At 63.7% G+C, this 16479-nt stretch carries 14 protein-coding genes; 8 read left to right on the forward strand and 6 right to left on the reverse strand.

Annotation, left to right across the window (positions count from 1 at the left end):
• The first annotated feature begins 309 nt into the window (after positions 1-309).
• The 3 genes from JOF47_RS03350 to JOF47_RS03360 all read left to right on the forward strand — a co-directional run bounded on the left by JOF47_RS03350 (position 310) and on the right by JOF47_RS03360 (position 5929).
• Entirely contained in the window at positions 310-2541 is a 2232-nt protein-coding gene (locus JOF47_RS03350) for a polyribonucleotide nucleotidyltransferase (protein WP_209995947.1), read from the forward strand.
• Positions 2542-2773: 232 nt separating this feature from the next.
• Positions 2774-4177, forward strand: coding sequence for a M16 family metallopeptidase (locus tag JOF47_RS03355; RefSeq protein ID WP_342592700.1), 1404 nt, complete (start codon positions 2774-2776; stop codon positions 4175-4177).
• A 243-nt stretch (positions 4178-4420) separates the two neighbouring features.
• Complete coding sequence (locus JOF47_RS03360) at positions 4421-5929, forward strand: alanine/glycine:cation symporter family protein (RefSeq protein WP_209995949.1); 1509 nt, start codon at positions 4421-4423, stop codon at positions 5927-5929.
• Between the two features lie 184 nt (positions 5930-6113).
• Here JOF47_RS03360 and cycA read toward each other — a convergent pair whose 3' ends face one another.
• The 3 genes from cycA to moaA all read right to left on the reverse strand — a co-directional run bounded on the left by cycA (position 6114) and on the right by moaA (position 9380).
• Entirely contained in the window at positions 6114-7589 is a 1476-nt protein-coding gene (gene cycA, locus JOF47_RS03365) for a D-serine/D-alanine/glycine transporter (RefSeq protein WP_209995950.1), read from the reverse strand.
• Positions 7590-7956: 367 nt separating this feature from the next.
• Complete coding sequence (locus JOF47_RS03370; protein ID WP_209995951.1) at positions 7957-8274, reverse strand: MoaD/ThiS family protein; 318 nt, start codon at positions 8272-8274, stop codon at positions 7957-7959.
• Positions 8274-9380: a GTP 3',8-cyclase MoaA gene (gene moaA / locus JOF47_RS03375; RefSeq protein ID WP_425354912.1), complete on the reverse strand. Its 1107-nt coding sequence runs from the start codon at positions 9378-9380 to the stop codon at positions 8274-8276. Before moaA ends, JOF47_RS03370 begins: the two co-directional genes overlap by 1 nt.
• Before the next feature lie 454 nt (positions 9381-9834).
• On the opposite strand from moaA, the gene JOF47_RS03380 reads away from it, so the two are divergent.
• Entirely contained in the window at positions 9835-10455 is a 621-nt protein-coding gene (locus tag JOF47_RS03380) for a dihydrofolate reductase family protein (protein ID WP_209995952.1), read from the forward strand.
• A gap of 79 nt (positions 10456-10534) precedes the next feature.
• On the opposite strand, the gene JOF47_RS03385 is transcribed toward JOF47_RS03380, so the two are convergent.
• Entirely contained in the window at positions 10535-11182 is a 648-nt protein-coding gene (locus tag JOF47_RS03385) for a dihydrofolate reductase family protein (protein WP_209995953.1), read from the reverse strand.
• A 480-nt stretch (positions 11183-11662) separates the two neighbouring features.
• Here JOF47_RS03385 and JOF47_RS03390 point away from each other — a divergent pair, with 480 nt between their 5' ends.
• The 4 genes from JOF47_RS03390 to JOF47_RS03405 are packed head-to-tail and all read left to right on the forward strand — an operon-like array spanning position 11663 to position 14379.
• Positions 11663-12919 (forward strand): molybdopterin molybdotransferase MoeA, encoded by a 1257-nt coding sequence (locus JOF47_RS03390; RefSeq protein WP_209995954.1) that lies wholly within the window; start codon positions 11663-11665, stop codon positions 12917-12919.
• Positions 12916-13446 carry a cyclic pyranopterin monophosphate synthase MoaC gene (gene moaC / locus JOF47_RS03395; protein WP_209995955.1) on the forward strand — a complete coding sequence of 177 codons (531 nt, stop codon included), beginning with the start codon at positions 12916-12918 and terminating at the stop codon, positions 13444-13446. Before JOF47_RS03390 ends, moaC begins: the two co-directional genes overlap by 4 nt.
• Complete coding sequence (locus JOF47_RS03400) at positions 13443-13943, forward strand: MogA/MoaB family molybdenum cofactor biosynthesis protein (RefSeq protein ID WP_209995957.1); 501 nt, start codon at positions 13443-13445, stop codon at positions 13941-13943. The genes moaC and JOF47_RS03400 overlap by 4 nt, the downstream gene beginning before the upstream one ends.
• Positions 13933-14379, forward strand: coding sequence for a molybdenum cofactor biosynthesis protein MoaE (locus JOF47_RS03405; RefSeq protein WP_209995959.1), 447 nt, complete (start codon positions 13933-13935; stop codon positions 14377-14379). The genes JOF47_RS03400 and JOF47_RS03405 overlap by 11 nt, the downstream gene beginning before the upstream one ends.
• Before the next feature lie 43 nt (positions 14380-14422).
• On the opposite strand, the gene JOF47_RS03410 is transcribed toward JOF47_RS03405, so the two are convergent.
• Both JOF47_RS03410 and JOF47_RS03415 read right to left on the reverse strand, forming a co-directional pair.
• Positions 14423-15088 carry a GAP family protein gene (locus tag JOF47_RS03410; protein WP_209995961.1) on the reverse strand — a complete coding sequence of 222 codons (666 nt, stop codon included), beginning with the start codon at positions 15086-15088 and terminating at the stop codon, positions 14423-14425.
• Positions 15089-15119: 31 nt separating this feature from the next.
• Positions 15120-16160 carry an AI-2E family transporter gene (locus tag JOF47_RS03415; RefSeq protein WP_209995963.1) on the reverse strand — a complete coding sequence of 347 codons (1041 nt, stop codon included), beginning with the start codon at positions 16158-16160 and terminating at the stop codon, positions 15120-15122.
• Positions 16161-16479: the final 319 nt, after the last annotated feature.

Below are 16479 nucleotides of genomic sequence, written 5' to 3' on the forward strand. Positions count from 1 at the left end.
CTGAGGTACTGAGACGCCAGATTCGTTTCTGTACCGAGCAACGCCAACACGGTGTGGTGTGGAGAACTGCAACTTGCCTCGATTCCCGGTAGTCTTATACGTGGTTGTCCGTGTATTGCGGAAAACCAATACAAACAATTACTCCCCGGACCATGCCACCGCAGGTCCCCGCCGCACAGATCGCGGTCCTCGGTAGTGGCTTTCGCTCTGATTCATCATGTAGCGCGAGTCTCGATCGAAGACCAGATCCGGGCAGGGCACATCGGTTCGCTGCATTCCCCGGGGAGCGATCGAAAGGAATGCCCCCACATGGAGGGTCCAGAAATTCAATTCGCAGAGGCCGTGATCGACAACGGTCGATACGGCAAGCGAGTTATCCGCTTCGAAACCGGTCGTTTGGCCCAGCAGGCTGCAGGTGCAGCCATGGTTTACATCGACGAAGACACCGCACTGCTCTCGGCAACCACCGCCGGCAAGCACCCGCGCGAAGGCTTCGACTTCTTCCCGCTGACCGTGGACGTCGAGGAGCGCATGTACGCTGCCGGCCGCATCCCGGGCAGCTTCTTCCGCCGCGAAGGCCGTCCGTCGACCGAAGCCATCTTGGCTTGCCGTCTGATGGACCGCCCGCTGCGCCCGGCATTCGTCAAGGGCCTGCGCAACGAAGTACAGATCGTTGTCACCGTCCTGGCAATCAACCCGGACGAGCTCTACGACGTGGTTGCCATCAACGCATCCTCGATGTCGACCCAGCTTTCCGGTCTGCCGTTCTCCGGCCCGATCGGTGGCGTTCGCGTTGCCTTGGTTGACGACGGAAACGGTGCCCAGTGGGTTGCCTTCCCGAAGCACAGCCAGCTGGAAAACGCCGTCTTCAACATGGTCGTAGCCGGCCGCATCGCTGGCGACGACGTTGCCATCATGATGGTTGAAGCCGAAGCAACCGACAACTCTTGGAACCTCATCAAGGAACAGGGCGCCACCGCCCCGACCGAAGAGGTTGTTGCCCAGGGCCTTGAGGCTGCAAAGCCGTTCATCAAGGCACTGTGCGACGCACAGGCAGACCTGGCAGCACGCGCCGCCAAGCCAACCGTTGAGTTCCCTGTCTTCCGCGATTACGAAGAAGACGCCTACGCAGCTGTCGAGGCCAAGGCCACCGCCAAGCTGACCGAGATCTACCAGATCGCCGGCAAGCAGGAGCGCGACAACGCCGCTTCCGCTTACAAGGACGAGGTAGTTGCCGAGCTCGCAGCCGAGGGCACCGCCTTCGAGACCCGCGCAGGCGAGATCTCCAAGGCCTTCGGTTCGCTGACCAAGCACGTTGTGCGCCAGCGCATCCTGACCGACCAGGTCCGCATGGACGGCCGCGGCCTGTCCGACATCCGCAAGCTCACCGCCGAGGTCGAGGTTCTTCCCCGCGTCCACGGTTCGGCGATCTTCGAGCGTGGCGAAACCCAGATCATGGGCGTCACCACCTTGAACATGCTCAAGATGGAACAGCAGATCGACTCGCTGTCGCCTGTAACGCGCAAGCGCTACATGCACAACTACAACTTCCCGCCGTACTCGACCGGTGAAACCGGCCGCGTGGGTTCCCCGAAGCGCCGCGAAATCGGCCACGGTGCCCTGGCAGAACGCGCCATCATGCCGGTGCTGCCGTCCCGCGAGGAATTCCCGTACGCCATCCGCCAGGTCTCCGAGGCATTGAGCTCCAACGGCTCGACCTCGATGGGCTCGGTTTGCGCATCGACCCTGTCGCTGCTCAACGCCGGCGTCCCGCTGCGCGCTGCCGTTGCCGGCATCGCCATGGGCTTGGTTTCCGACGAAGTTGACGGTCAGACCCGCTACGCGGCCCTGACCGACATCCTCGGCGCCGAAGACGCCATGGGTGACATGGACTTCAAGGTTGCAGGTACCGCCGAGTTCATCACCGCCATCCAGCTTGACACCAAGCTTGACGGCATCCCGGCATCGGTCCTGGCAGCTGCGCTGACCCAGGCACGCGAGGCACGTCTGCACATCCTCAACGTCCTGAACCAGGCCATTGACACCCCGGATGAGCTGTCGACCTACGCACCGCGCATCATCTCCGTGAAGATCCCGGTTGACAAGATTGGCGAGGTCATCGGCCCGAAGGGCAAGATGATCAACCAGATCCAGGAAGATACCGGAGCGGATATCTCCATCGAGGACGACGGAACCGTCCTCATTGGCGCCACCAACGGCGAGTCGGCAGAAGCCGCTCGTTCCGCAGTGAACGCCATTGCAAACCCACAGGTTCCGGAAATCGGCGAACGCTACCTTGGCACCGTCGTGAAGCTGACCACCTTCGGTGCGTTCGTTTCCCTGACCCCGGGCAAGGACGGCCTGCTGCACATCTCCGAGCTGCGCAAGCTCGCCGGTGGCAAGCGCGTGGATGACGTCGAAGACGTTGTCTCCGTGGGCCAGAAGCTCCAGGTCGAAATCACCAAGGTCGATGATCGCGGAAAGCTTTCGTTGGCCCCGGTTGTGGCAGAGGACGAAGCCTCCGCCGAATCAGCCGAGTAGGAAAACTTAGTTTCCTAGGCTAGAAAAATCCCGGTCCGCCTTTTGGTGGGCCGGGATTATTCTTTAAGCGTCAGGGCATGCATGAATTTTTGGCGGCAGCCCGTCCGGAAATGAGAGGCCCCTCATAGCCAGACTGCGAAGCGGTGGCACTGTGGAAGAATGGATAAATGCGTTTCGCGCTCTACCAAGTGCGACTCACCCAATTTTTTGTGGACAGTAAAGGACATTCTCAGTGGTCATGATTCCCCTGCCGCTCGACGGAGTTGGCGTATCCCCTGCGAAAGCAGGGGAGCGCGGCGTCTCTGACACCGCGGCCCCCATCGAGGCGGGAGACCCCACAATCATCCACGGGCAGGCCGGGGGCGCACTGGTGCGCCGCTCCGTTTTGCCTGGTGGTGTTCGTGTGCTGACCGAGGCTATGCCCGGCCAGCGTTCGGCAACCATCGGTTTCTGGGTGGGCGTGGGTTCTCGCGATGAGCAGGACGGCCAACACGGCTCCACGCACTTCCTTGAACACCTCTTGTTCAAGGGCACCAAGCGACGCACCGCGATGGAAATTGCTTCCGCCTTTGACGAGGTAGGCGGCGAATCCAACGCAGCAACCGCGAAGGAAAGCACCTGCTACTTCGCCCGCGTGCTCGACACCGACCTGCCCATGGCAATCGACGTCATCGCCGACATGATCACCTCCGCCGTTATTGATCCAAATGAATTGGAACAGGAACGCGACGTGATCCTCGAGGAAATCGCGATGGACGCCGACGATCCGGGGGACGTCGCCCACGAACGCTTCGTTGAAGCCGTACTGGGGGAGCACTCCCTGGGTCGCCCGATCGGCGGCACCCCCGAGGCCATCACCGGCATCAGCCGCGAGTCGGTCTGGGAACACTACCGCCGTTTCTACACCCCCGACGAGCTCGTGATCACCGCCGCCGGTTCGCTCGACCACGACGTGGTCTGCGACCTGGTGCTCAGCGCCCTTCGCGAGGCCGGCTGGGAACTGCCCGAGGACGCAACCCCGGTTCCGCGCCGTTCCACCGAGCCCGTGGAAATCACCGGTTCGGAGCGCATCGAGGTCATTCGCCGACCTGTCGAACAGGTCAACATCATCATGGGTTGCCCCGGCATCGTGGCAACCGATGAGCGACGCCACGTGATGAGCGTGCTCAACGCCGTGCTCGGCGGCGGCATGTCCTCGCGCCTGTTCCAGGAGATCCGCGAGAAGCGCGGGCTGGTGTACTCCACCTACTCGTTCTCCGCAGCGTACTCCGATGCGGGCTACTTCGGCATGTATGCCGGATGCGCCCCGGCCAAGACCGAACGCGTGATCAAACTGCTGGCCGCCGAGCTCGAGAAGCTTGCGGCCGACGGCATCACCGAAGAAGAACTGCGCAAGGCCGTAGGACAGCTGTCCGGCGGTATGGTGCTGGCACTCGAGGATCCGGGATCGCGCATGTCACGCCTGGGCCGCGCCGAGCTTGTCACCGGCGTCTTCCATGACATCGACGAGTCGCTCGATCGCGTCAAGGCCGTCACCCCGGCACAGGTGCAGGAGCTGGCAGCCCTTTTGGCGGCACGCCCGCGCACCATCACCGTGGTGGGTCCCTTCGACAAGGCCTCCGACTTCGGAATGTAAGTCAATTGTGGTTCCCACGTGGGCCGTTCGCACCGGATTTGTCCGGAGCGAACGGCCCATTTGCGTAACATAGCGGATTCTTTCTACCGCTTATCGCTAATTGTGACCGGCTCAGCGTGACCGACGGATGGAAAAGTGCCCCTGTTCACAGGTTTTTGCGTTCTCGACTAGGCTGAATGACTTGTGACGTCGATCACCGTCATATTTCATTCGCTCGCACGAGAAAGTGTTGGAACCATTACTATGGACAATCTCGCAACGGTGTTAGGTGACATCAGCAGTGTCATCTGGGGCCCATTCATGTTGATTCCGCTGCTCTTGGGCACCGGGCTTTACCTGACCATCCGCCTGGGTGGCCTGCAGTTCTTCAAGCTGGGAGTGGCCCTTCGCTTGGGCCTGCTCAAGCGCAAGGACGACGGCGCCGAAGGTGACATCTCGCAGTTCCAGGCACTGACCACGGCGCTGGCCGCAACCGTCGGCACCGGCAACATCGTCGGCGTGGCAACCGCCATCGGCATCGGCGGCCCCGGCGCGCTGTTCTGGATGTGGGTCACCGGCCTGGTCGGCATGGCTGCAAAGTATTCCGAGGCATTCCTGGGTGTGCGCTACCGCGCCACCGACTCCGCCGGCGAAAAGTCCGGCGGACCGCAGTACTACCTGGAACGCGGCATCAGGGGACCTCTGGGCAAGGTGCTGGCGCTTTCCTTCGCCGTCTTCGCAACGCTCGCCTGCTTCGGCATCGGCAACATGACCCAGGGCAACTCGATCGCGGCGAACCTGGAGAACTCCTTCAGCGTTCCGACCTGGACCACAGGCATCGTGCTGACCGTTCTCTCGTTGGTTGTCCTGGTCGGCGGCATCAAGTCCATCGGCAAGGTCACCGCAGGCTTCGTGCCGGTCATGATCATCTTCTACGTCGGTGCGGCCCTGTACATCCTGATCGCCAACATTGGCCAGGTTCCGGCCGCTATCGGCCAGATCTTTGCTGACGCCTTCACCGGCACCTCGGCAATCGGCGGCTTCGCCGGTTCGGCCATCATCATCGCCGTGCAGTTCGGTGTGGCACGCGGCATCTTCTCCAATGAATCGGGCATGGGCTCGGCGGCCATCGCGGCGGCCGCGGCACAGACCACCCACCCGGTGCGCCAGGGCTTGGTCTCCATGACTCAGACCTTCATCGACACCATCATCGTTGTCACCTGCACCGGCCTGGTCATCATCACCACCGGCGCCTGGAACTACGTCGACCCGGAAACCGGCGAGCAGATCAAGGCCTCGCTGATGACCGGCTACGCCTTCACCTTCGGCCTGCCGGGCGAATGGGGACACTGGATCGTGACCATTGGCCTGGTCATGTTCGCCTTCTCCACGATCCTGGGCTGGTGCTACTACGGTGAGCGCAACATCGAGCGCCTCGTCGGCCGCCGTGCGGTCATGCCGTTCCGCGTGGTCTTCTCGTTGATTGTTTACGTAGGCTGCACCACCGAACTGACCGCGGTCTGGAACTTCTCCGACATGATGAACGGCCTCATGGCGTTGCCGAACCTCATCGGCCTGCTGATCATGTCCGGCTTGATCGTCCGCGAAACCCGTTGGTACCTCAAGAACGACCCGAAGCTCGAAGCCAGCAAGGACGAGATCGAGGAGTTCATGAAGAACCAGAAGGGCTGGGACGAATGGAAGGCCGGCGACGTCATCGGTTCGAGCCACTCCCACAAGACCACCCAGGATCGTGAACTCGACTCTGTCTAGCCAAACACCGTCTAGCCCTACACGGGCGTAAGGCGCGTATAACAAGCGATCCCTGCACCTCGAGAAATCGAGGGGCAGGGATCGCTTGTTTGCGCCGGGGGATTCCGCTTCGGCCGGAAGAATCGACTCCTTGAAGGAAAGGAGCCAGCAGTCCTGGCTGCTGCCGGGAACATCCGGGCAGCGTTTATGGCTGGAGGCGCGCCTTGCGCTCCTCGTGCTCCCGGGCGACCTTCACGTCGTGCAAGGCACGGATCTTCGCGTGCTCCGGGTTGCGGCGCAACATCAGGTAACCACAGGTCAGAAGCACAAACCAGATCGGCGTGAAGAACAGCGCCATCAGGGTGTCTGGCTGAGTGGTCAAGGCCCAGATGATGAAACCGAAGAACGCGAGCACGACGTACGGCATGAACGATCCGCCGGGCATCTTGAATTTGCTGGTCTCGTGCAGGTGCGGGCGGCGACGGCGGTAGACGATGTAGCTAATCATGATCATCGTCCATACGAACATGAAGCACAGGGCGGAAATCGTGGTGACCAGGGTGAACGCCTCTGCAACCGACCCCTCTGCGTACAGCAACACAACGCCGGCCAGCAGGAAGAAGCAGGAGAAGAGCAGCGCGTTTTTCGGAACTTTGCGGCTGGACAGCTTGCCGAACCCCTTGGGTGCGTCCCCCTCGCGGGCCAGTCCGTAGACCATGCGGGACGTGGAGTAGATGCCCGAGTTTGCGCTCGAGGTAGCCGAGGTCAGAACAACGAAGTTGACGACTCCGGCGGCGCCGACCAATCCGGCCAGGGCGAACATGGCCACGAACGGCGATTCGTCGGCGCTGTAGCTGGTCCAGGGCCGCACGGACATCAAGATGATCAGCGAACCCACGTAGAACAGCAGGACACGAATGGGGATGGAGTTCACCGCGCGCGGCAGATTCTTTTCCGGATCCTTTGTCTCGGCTGCGGCTGTACCTACCAGCTCGATGCCGACGAAGGCGAACACCGCAATCTGGAATCCGGCCACGAAGCCCATGAAGCCGGTCGGGAACATCCCGCCGTGCTCCCAAAGGTTGGCGAAGGAGGCCGTGGCGCCCTCGGTCTCGAACCCGGTGATGATCATGACCAGACCGGTGACGATTAGGCCCATAATGGCAATGATCTTGATCAGCGCAAACCAGAACTCGGTCTCACCGAAGGCCCGGACCGTTGGCAGGTTCAAGGCGAGCAAGAGCAAGATACAGGTCAGCGCAGGAATCCAAAGGGCGAGGTCCGGCCACCAGAAAGCCACGTAGTGCGCGATCGCGACCACGTCGGCAATGCCCGTGACGATCCAGCAGAACCAGTAGGTCCATCCCGTGAAGAACGAGGCCCACGGTCCGAGGATGTCGCCGGCGAAGTCGCCGAAGTTCTTGTACTGGAGGTTGCTCAGCAGCAATTCGCCCATGGCGCGCATGACGAAAAAGAGCATGAAGCCAATGATCATGTACACGAAAATGACGGAAGGGCCGGCGACCGAGATGGTCTTTCCGGATCCCATGAACAAGCCCGTGCCAATGGCGCCACCAATGGCCATGAGTTGAATATGGCGGTTTGACAGAGCCCGCTGGAGTGGTGGACTGGCTTGAGGAACGATATCCTCCCACTCGGTTTCGGTGGAATTTTCACTCATTATTCTGATCCTTGGTCTAGAAGAATGAAAGGTGATGGAAACTACCTGTCTTTCAAAACCATACGCCCGATTTCGGGCTTTGTTCAGGGGAAATGGAGCCTGCAATTCCGAGATGGATCGCCGGGATCACGCGTTTTCGCAAGGATTTCGCAACGAATCCGCAGGACATCACGGAATCTCGAAATCTTTGGCCGGACGGTGCCGGCGCCGGCTCGTTTTGACGAGGGCATGCCGCACCGGTTTCGCCCCGAAGAAACGGGGTTCCGACCGCCAAACACGTATGGCCACGCAGGAAGGCGCCCACGGACTTTCCGGTCCATGGGCGCCTTCCTGTGTGGTTCTTCAGGTGTTCAATCTGCGGTGATTCTTAGCCCCCGGCAAAGGGCGGCAGGACATCGAGTTCGTCGGTTGGCTTGAGGGTCCGGGAACGATCTTGTTCGTTGACTCCGTTGATGAGGAAACTGCAGCGGAGCAACACCGTGCCCAGCGCCGTGGTGCGGCGTACCAGCAGGTCGCCGCTCACCGGGGCGGACAACGGTTCGCGTGCCGAGAGTAAGTCCAGTACTTGCCCCAGGGTTGCCTCCCCGTCGTTGTCCGGGGTTCCAGCCGGCAATTCATCAAGGTCGAGGTGTTCCTCGTGGGTGCCGGCAGCCTGGGCGGCTGCCGCAAAATAGCGAATGCGCATTATCCTCCGATGGCGCTCATGGAGCGGTCCGATTGTACAAAATCCTTGGAGCCCAGCCCTACGTGGTCCATGCCGTGTGCCCGGGGCTTTCCCCACATCGCGGCACGCCAGCGTTCGGCAATGTCGATGTCACCGGATCCGTCGCGCAACAGTGCGCTCAAATCCGTTTCCTCGCGCGAGAACAGGCAGCTCATGACCTTGCCCTCGGCCGTGATGCGGGTGCGGCGGCAATCGGAACAGAACGGTTCGGACACCGAGGCAATGATTCCCACTGCGCCAAGAATCGTTTGCGGATCTTCATGCGTGGAAACCAGGAAGCGTTCGGCAGGCGCACCGTCGCGCGGCCGGGTGTCGGGGTTCAAGATGAAGTGCGGTTCCAGGTATGCACGCAACTGGGCTGCGGTGACCATGTTGTCCTTGCGCCATGTGTGGTCGGCATCCAGCGGCATCTGTTCGATGAAGCGCAGCTCAAGCCCGCGCTCCAGCGCCCAGGCCAGCAGCTCCGGCGCCTGCTCGTCGTTGATGCCGCGCATCAGCACCGCGTTGATTTTCACCGGGGCCAGGCCCACGGCAAGGGCCGCATCGATGCCCTCGAACACCGAGTCGATGTGGTCGCGGCGGGTGAGCATGGCGAAGGTTTCGGCATGCAGGGTATCGAGCGAGACATTGATGCGACTGAGCCCGGCTTCGGCGAGCGCCGCGGCTTTCTTGGCAAGTCCCACCCCGTTGGTGGTCAGCGAGATGGGCAGCTCCGGGAACTCGGCACGGACTGCTGCAATGATTTGGGCCAGGTCCACGCGGACCAACGGTTCGCCGCCGGTGAGGCGCAGCTCGCGGATGCCGAGGTCGCGCACGCCGATGCGCACGATCCTGGTTATTTCCTCGAGGGTGAGCAGCTTGGACTTGGGGAGCCAAGCCAGACCGTCGGCGGGCATGCAGTAGGTGCAGCGCAGGTTGCACTTGTCGATCAGCGAGATGCGCAGGTCGGTGGCCTGCCGGCCGAATTTGTCGCTTAGCCCGGGGGCGCCGGCAGGGGCCGGGGTCAGGATCGTGGGCATGGGGAGGCTGACGGTCGTGGAGCGGGGTGTATCTATTTGCGTCGCCATATATCGAGGGTAGACCACTGGCTGCGGCTTTGTTCCGTGCGGTGGGCCGGGCAGCAGTGGAAGGCCCCGGATGGCCTTTCTGATTTGCGGAGTTGAATTTGGCGAAACATCGCATATGCAGGGTATTCCATGCGCTGACAGGAGATTTTGCGTATGTTTAGGCGTCTTCCTGGCCGTGGTCATTGAAGCGGGGAACCACGAAAAATACCTGCGAGCGCTCCGCTGTAGCAGCGGCCGGCCGCGCCTGGGTTGGGGCGCTGTCATGGCGGTCTGATGCGCAGGTGCAGGCCTCGACCGGATCGAAGGCGGCCATCCGCTGCCAAGAGGAATGCGGGGACTCCGATGCGTGCGCTTGGCCCGCGTCAATACGCGCGACGAACGCTTAAGATTGCTGCACCAACAATCCCGGTAATGCGACGACCGGATTGTTCTGCCTGCTGAGGAGAAGGGTGCGATGGGTGAGCTGCACGTCAACATGAACATCACGATGGACGGCGTGATCCAGGCAAACGGCGGTCCCAACGTGCAGGACGGGGACTTCGAATACGCCGGATGGGAGCGTCCCTATTGGGATGCGGAATCCGGCGAACAGATGGAATCGGATGTCCAGGGTGCCGACGCGCTGCTGCTGGGCCGAACGACGTACGACATCTTCCGTTCCTACTGGCAGGGCCAGTCGGACACGATTGGGCAGACCTTCAACCGGGTGCCCAAGTACGTCGCTTCACGCGGCAGACCGGAGCTGTCTTGGGAGATCAGCACGCAGGTATCCGACGCTGCCGGGCAGGTGCCCGAGCTGCGCGAGCGGCATCGGCAGATCCACGTCTGGGGCAGCGGGAACCTGCTGCAGACCCTGTTCCGTGAAGGCCTGGTCGACAGGTTGAACCTCTGGGTGTGTCCGGTCGTGCTCGGCAAGGGAAAGAAGTTGTTCCCGGATGGCACGGCCGCCACCCGGTTCGAGTTGGTCGAGCAGCCAAGGCTGTACCGGTCCGGTGTGTTGTTGATGCGCTACCGGCGCCTCGAAGGACCCCCGGAGACGGGGAGCATTGACGAAGCCACCAACGCCGCGGGCTGATTGCTGCCGGGGCAGGGCATTGAGGGCGCCGCGTTGAAGGCAGCCGGGAGAATCCGGCCATGCGGTAGCGCCCCGGGGTTCAGGTCGAGGCGGTTCCGGCACCCGTACGGGTGAACGTCACGTGCGTGACCCCGCTGGGCGAGGAGGTGGCCTCGATTACGTAGTTCTTCTCGAGGCCCTCCAACCCGTCCCAGAGACGCACACCCCGGCCCAGCAGGATGGGGACCACCACTGTGTGCATGTGGTCGATGAGCCCGGCGGCAAGAAAGTCGCGGATCACCGTGGGGCCGCCGCCGATGCGTACGTCCTTGCCGTTCGCGGCCGCCCGGGCCGTCTCGAGCGCCTCGGCGGGCGACGCGTCGATGAAGTGGAACGTCGTGCCGCCCTCCATCTCGATCGACGGGCGCGTGTGGTGGGTGAGGACGAAGACCGGTGTGTGGAACGGCGGGTTGGGACCCCACGCACCCTTCCACTCGGGGTCCTCGTGCCATCCGGGATGTCCGAACTTGCCGGCACCCATGATCTCGGCGCCGATCCCCGGCTCGTGCTCCCGTGCGAAGACATAGTCGACGCCCCCGCTGCCGTCGGGCTGCCAAAACCGGGTGGCGAACATCCATTCGTGCAGCCTGTCGCCGGCATGGCCGAAATGTGCGTCCTTGCTCTGTCCCTCACCTGTGCCGAAGCCATCGAGCGAGATGGAGAAGTTGTGTACGCGGACGAGTGACATGGATGGTGCTCCTTCGGTGATCGGCGGCTCTGCCGCGGTGCTTTCCGAAATTTCCACGCTGCCGTTGCCGGCCGCCGGTAACCGTGGTGCACGACGTTTGGCTGCGGCGATAGGGGGCTGCCCATGCGCGCGGTTACCAGTTCGGCGCGCAGCCCATCGAACGGTCGCGTCCCCTGCTGTGCATATCGCTACACTACGTCCCCCGTGGAAGGCCCGAAAGATCCGGGTTGTACTGGTTCGCAATGCCGGGTGGCTGTGGCGATGCAGCATTTCTGGATTCGGCTGAGCATTACAGCGTGAGCGCACACCAGACAAGCGGGATGAAGACGGCGAGGGTTCCAGTCGGTGACTGCCCTTCGCTGGCCGACGGTCCCGCAACGGTTTCATGGCACCTCGACATGGTGTCCGGCCGGTTCATCGCCCATGGGAAAATTGGAGCGCCCGCGCACCAACCACTTCGTTGACCCTAGGATGGTTGCCATGAACTCACCATTCCGCCGCAGCGTCGCAGGGCACCGGGACAGCATCAGGGAACTTGTCGATGCGGCGCTTCTGGGCCTGGGCAGCGAAACGGTCCGGCTGCGCGAGGCCCGGGGACGCAGGCTTGCAGCCACCCTGGGTGCCCCGCGCTCGCTGCCGCCGTGGGACAACTCCCAGATGGACGGGTACGCGGTGCACACCGGCGACCTGGGCAATGGCCGGCTGCGCGTTGTGGCACCCATTGCGGCGGGAGAGGCTGCACCGGCGCTGGAGCGGGGGAATGCCGCTCCCATCATGACCGGGGCACCCATCCCGGCCGGCGCCAACACGGTGATCCCCATCGAAGCGGCGGTTCCGGACCGTTTCCCCGACGCCGCGCAGCTTGCCGCCGGGTTCCACGTGAGTCTCCCCGCCACGGCCGAGGACGGCGCGTACATTCGCGTGGAGGGCAGCGACATCGCCGCGGGGGACACGGTCCTCGAAGCGGGTACGCGGTTGGGGCCCACCACGCTGGGAATCCTCGCGGGCCTGGGCATCGGCGAAGTCGCAGTCACCCGGCGCCCGTCGGTGCTGCTCCTTTCCACCGGCGATGAGCTCGTCGCCCCGGGGGGCGAGCTGGGGCCCGGACAGATCCACGACGCCAACACCACCCTGCTGGCCGCGGCCCTCGACTCGGCAGGCTGCACCGTCACCACGGTCGGCGTGCTCGATGACTCGCCAAGTCTCTTCACCGACTCCCTGCGGACGGCACTGGCGTCCGGCGAGCGCGGCTACCACCTGGTGATCAGCAGCGGCGGCATCTCCAAGGGGGCCTTCGACGTGGTCAAGGAGGTGCTGGCAACAAACGGCATCGAGTTCGGCTCCGTGGCCATGCAGCCGGGAGGGCCCCAGGGTTGCGGAACGCTGGCCCTGCCGGGCTGCGATCCCGTCGCATTCATCGCCTTCCCCGGCAACCCGGTCAGTGCCTTTGTCAGCTTCGAAATCTTCCTGCGCCCCGCGCTCGCCGAACACCTGAGACTTCCCGCCAGGCCGCTGCTCGAGGCCCGGCTCACCGAGGACATGGGATCGATGCCCGGTAAACTACAGGTGCGCCGCGGCACCTACCGGGACGGGATATTCACCCCCTTGGGCGGTGCTTCCTCCCACCTTCTGGCGGCGCTTGCAGCCAGTAACGCATTCATCCTCATCGACGAGGACACCACCGAACTCGCCGCGGGCCAGACCGTGCAAACCCTAGTCATTGGAGACGGCTCATGAGCCAGGAACCACTCCCTTCCGCGCTTTCGCATGTGCGCGCCGACGGTAGCGCCCACATGGTCGATGTCAGCGCCAAGGTCGAAACCAGCCGTGAGGCAACGGCAGAGGCAACGCTGCACACTACAGCCGAGGTGCTTGCCTTGGTTTCCGCCGCCGGGATGCCCAAGGGAGACGCCCTGGCCGTGGCCCGTATCGCCGGCATCATGGGAGCCAAGAAAACCTCCGAACTGATTCCGCTGTGCCATCCGCTGCCGATTTCCAAGGTGGTCATCGACTTCGAGCTCGAGGCGGCCGGGTCCGTGCGCATCCTGGCCACCGTCAAGACCCGCGGCGTCACGGGCGTGGAAATGGAGGCGCTGACCGCGGTAAGCACCGCGGCCTTGGCACTGTATGACATGATCAAGGCCGTCGACAAGCATGCAATCATCGACGGCATGCGCGTGCTGGCCAAGTCCGGCGGAAAGTCCGGTTCCTGGAACATTGCGCCGCAACAACAAGAAAACCCCCAAGGAGAACTCCGCGCATGAGCGCCTGCGAACCACTGCCCTGCCCGCGTAAGGCGGCCATCCTGATCAGTTCCACCCGTGCGGCACTCGGCATCTACGAGGACGCCAGTGCCCCGGTGATCGGCGACTGGCTCCAGGAACACAACTTCGACGTCATACCGGCGGTCATCGTGCCGGACGGGCCGAGCGTCGGCGCCGCCCTGCAGGGCCTGCTGCTGGCGGGCCCGAGGGTCATCATCACCAGCGGCGGCACCGGGCTGAACCCGGACGACACCACCCCGGAGGAAACCGAGCCGCTGCTGAACCGCACGATCCCCGGCATCATGGAGGCGCTGCGTGCCACGGGCCGGGCCAACACACCGCTGGCCGCGCTCAGCCGCGGGCACGCCGGCATTGCAGGCGAAACCTTCATCGTGAACCTGCCCGGTTCTCCCTCCGGCGTGATGGACGGGCTGACCGTGCTGGCTCCGCTGATCGAGCACATCTGCGACCAGATCGAGGGCCGGCATGGCCACTAAGGATCCCGCCGCACCGGGCGAGGTAGTTTACGCAGCGGTCAGCGACACGCCCCTTGACGTGAACACCGCATGGGACGCGGTGGAGTCGGAGCGCACCGGAGCCGTCGTCACCTTCGGCGGCATCGTGCGCAACCACGACGGCGGCAAGGAAGTCGTGAAGCTGGCCTACAGCGCACACCCGAGCGCCAACGCCCGCATGCTTGAGCTGGTTGCCGAGGTGGCCTCCCGCCACCCCGGGACACGGCTCTGGGCCGCCCACCGGGTGGGGGAGCTGCAGATCGGGGATGCCGCACTGGTTGCGGCGGCGGCCGCGGCGCACCGCGGCGAGGCCTTCGAGGCATGCCGCGATCTGGTCGAGACCGTCAAGACGCACGTGCCGGTGTGGAAGGAACAGTTCTTCGCCGACGGGCACGTCGAATGGGTAGGCAGCGCCTAGCCGAAACCGGCTTGCCGAGCACCCGTGGAATCGCATGCCCCGTTCAGCCGGCGAGGTGGGTGAAGCCGTTGCCTGTGATCAGCGCACCCACCAAGAGGACGACGACACCGGCAACGATGTGTTGGTTCCGTTCCAACCAACCAAGGACCTGGCGCAACCGCGGCTCCATGGCATCGGGACGCACCAGGGATGCCAGGACGGGTATGGCGACGCTTGAGCCGCCGATCGCCGTGTACACCGCCAAAGCCATCATGCCTTCGGAGACGCTGAGGCTCTTGGTCCCGATGGCAAGACCTGCGGCCGCTGCAAGCAGCACGGCCTTGGGTCGCAGGTTCAGCGCCACACCCAAACCGGCTGCCGAGACCGGGCTGATGCCGGCGAGCCGCGCAGCCCAGGAGCTCCCGGATCGGGTATCCGCCTGGCGGACGATCAACACGACTCCGAACACCAACAAGGCGATGCCAATGATGATCTCCAGCGCACCGAACACGGGGAAGTCCGTCGGCGACGACGGGCGGGACACCGTGGAGAGCCCCAGGGCGAAGAGGCCGGCAACCCCGAAGAGGCCGACGATCCAGCCGACCAGGTAGAAAGGGGCAGAGCTCCGCCCCTTTTCCGACAGGAGCAACGCGATCATCGCCAGGATGGGTACGCTGCTCAGCGCCGCGGCGACGGCAAGGGGGACCACGGCGCCGATCGCGCTCAGCATGGCCGCCGTCCACGGAGACATCCGAGCTGGTTCATCCCGGACTCTTGTCGCCCGTCAGCCAGCGTGCGAACGTCGTGCGGGCGTCGGTCTCCAGCACCACCACCCTCACCAGTAGCGTCATCGGAATCGACAGGATCGCACCCGCCGGGCCCAGCACGGTGCTCCAGAACACCACCGAAAAGAACGTGAGGGTCAGGTTCAGCTGCACGGCATCGCTGACGAACTTGGGTTGGACGAGTGCCTGGAGCACGAGGTTGATGGCGCAATAGGCCGCCAGCACCACAAGGGCCGTTCCCCATCCGCCGGTGACCAGGGCAAGCACCAACGGCGGGATCAGTCCGATGACGAATCCGATGCTGGGGATGTAGTTGGTCACGAACGCAAGCACCATCCACGCCGCGGCCCCGGGCACTCCCAGCGCCCACAGGATGAGCCCGTCAAGGATCGCCACGACTGTTCCGAAGATGGTGTTGATCACGTAGTAGCGGCGCACGGATGACCCGTACCGCGCGAAGGCGGTGATGGTGCGCTTGTGGCTCTTGGCGAACCGCGCGGTCATGCCCTCGATGAGCCTGGCATCGAAGGCCATGAACAGGATGTACGTGAAGACGAATGCCAACGCGATGACAAGAGTGGCAACTGCGCCGGTCAGCCACGCAACGGCAGCGAGGAGCACCTTGGGGTCGATCCCGGAGGGTTCGGCCACGGAGATGCCCATGCCGTGCAGCAGCCCGGCCGCCGCCGCCGTCGCGTCCGAAAGCTCGCTGCCGTAGTCGCGGATCATTTGATTAAATTGCGCGATTCCGAGGAGCACCAGTGTGAGGATGGCCAGCAGCACGAGCCAGGAAACGACCACCACCGCTGTGGCTGCCGCCCAGTCCGGAAAGCCCCGCTTCAACAATTTCCCGCGAACCGGGTGCACCGTGACCACAACAACCATCGCGAAGAGGGCCGGCGTCACGAGGTCGCGCCCCAGATGAAGGCCAATAACGGCAACTGCAGTGGCCGCCAACATGATGACCGTGCGGCCCGCGGGAGAGAAGCCTGTGCCGGGACCTCGTTCGATGGTCATTGCGGACCAGCGGCTCGTGTCGGCGCGGTCCGTCGCCGGGTACCGGGGGTCCCCATGCCCGTCACTGCCGAAGCGGTTCCGTCGATCCCGCGGCATTCCATGGTGGCACGGGTGTGTGTCTCCAATGTCCCGGACACGGCAAGGCATGGTTCGTCCGGGGTTCCCTGGCCGCATCCATCCGACATGTGGCTGATCTTTCCGTTCGCTGCCCGACACAACATGGTGACTCCAGATTCCCCCGCACCGCATCGGGCAACATCACCCGCATGAGGTGGTGCGGGGGTGATGGCCTTCAAACAATGCTGGGATGCATGGCCCC

Source organism: Paeniglutamicibacter kerguelensis (assembly GCF_017876535.1).
In the GTDB taxonomy this organism is placed as follows: Bacteria; Actinomycetota; Actinomycetes; order Actinomycetales; family Micrococcaceae; genus Paeniglutamicibacter; species Paeniglutamicibacter kerguelensis.

Coding starts and splice junctions, on each gene's coding strand:
- cycA (WP_209995950.1), bottom strand. CDS start 7,589: ATGAGTGAAAATTCCACCGAAACCGAGTGGGAGGATATCGTTCCTCAA.
- JOF47_RS03405 (WP_209995959.1), top strand. CDS start 13,933: ATGGCCACTAAGGATCCCGCCGCACCGGGCGAGGTAGTTTACGCAGCG.
- JOF47_RS03410 (WP_209995961.1), bottom strand. CDS start 15,088: ATGCTGAGCGCGATCGGCGCCGTGGTCCCCCTTGCCGTCGCCGCGGCG.
- JOF47_RS03370 (WP_209995951.1), bottom strand. CDS start 8,274: ATGCGCATTCGCTATTTTGCGGCAGCCGCCCAGGCTGCCGGCACCCAC.
- JOF47_RS03380 (WP_209995952.1), top strand. CDS start 9,835: ATGGGTGAGCTGCACGTCAACATGAACATCACGATGGACGGCGTGATC.
- JOF47_RS03385 (WP_209995953.1), bottom strand. CDS start 11,182: ATGTCACTCGTCCGCGTACACAACTTCTCCATCTCGCTCGATGGCTTC.
- moaA (WP_425354912.1), bottom strand. CDS start 9,380: ATGGCGACGCAAATAGATACACCCCGCTCCACGACCGTCAGCCTCCCC.
- JOF47_RS03360 (WP_209995949.1), top strand. CDS start 4,421: ATGGACAATCTCGCAACGGTGTTAGGTGACATCAGCAGTGTCATCTGG.
- JOF47_RS03350 (WP_209995947.1), top strand. CDS start 310: ATGGAGGGTCCAGAAATTCAATTCGCAGAGGCCGTGATCGACAACGGT.
- JOF47_RS03415 (WP_209995963.1), bottom strand. CDS start 16,160: ATGACCATCGAACGAGGTCCCGGCACAGGCTTCTCTCCCGCGGGCCGC.
- moaC (WP_209995955.1), top strand. CDS start 12,916: ATGAGCCAGGAACCACTCCCTTCCGCGCTTTCGCATGTGCGCGCCGAC.
- JOF47_RS03390 (WP_209995954.1), top strand. CDS start 11,663: ATGAACTCACCATTCCGCCGCAGCGTCGCAGGGCACCGGGACAGCATC.
- JOF47_RS03400 (WP_209995957.1), top strand. CDS start 13,443: ATGAGCGCCTGCGAACCACTGCCCTGCCCGCGTAAGGCGGCCATCCTG.